Consider the following 640-nt stretch of genomic DNA (forward strand, 5'->3'; position numbering starts at 1 on the left):
GCCGCCGACCCGGGCCGCGCCGACCATGCCGATCGGGGAGTCCGCCTGGCGCGGGTCGTCGCTGACGATGGCGTGCCAGAGGCCGGGGATCTTGCCGGGCAGAGCGATCAGCGCGGAGACTCCGTGCTTGGCGTTGACGGCCATCTCGTCGATGCTCTCGCCGAGGCTGAGATGGTCCACGCCCACGGCCGGGGCGAAGCCCAGGAAGCCCGCCGTGACGGTCTCGCCCTTGACCGGGTAGCCGTCCTTGTCGACCTTCGTGACGGTGTTGCTGGTCAGCGTCGCGCTCAGGGTCAGCTGCTGCCCGCCGCGCTCGACCACGATCGGCACGGTCTGGCCGGGCGACTTCCGGATGTCCGCCTGCAGCTGGGCGTAACTGCTGATCTGGTCGCCGCCGAAGGACAGGATGGTGTCACCAGCCCGCAGCCCGGCTGCGGCGGCCGGGCTCGCCGGGGCGTCGGCCGGGCAGCTGTCGGTCGGCTTGCCCGCCGCCACCACGCACTGGCTCACCGAGCCGATGCTGGGCACCGCGATCTGGAGGCCGATCACCATGAACAGCACCAGGTAGAGCCCGAACGACAGGATCAGGTTCATGAAGGGCCCGGCGAACATCACGATGACGCGCTTCCACGGCGCGCGG

General features: G+C 70.9%; 1 protein-coding gene. It reads right to left on the reverse strand.

Annotated features, from left to right (window positions below):
* A partial coding sequence (locus tag ABD323_RS43515) for a PDZ domain-containing protein (protein ID WP_344447543.1) occupies positions 1-640 on the reverse strand: 640 nt, incomplete at both ends.

Origin of the sequence: Kitasatospora nipponensis (genome assembly GCF_039528135.1) — a bacterium.
Classification (GTDB): domain Bacteria; phylum Actinomycetota; class Actinomycetes; order Streptomycetales; family Streptomycetaceae; genus Kitasatospora; species Kitasatospora nipponensis.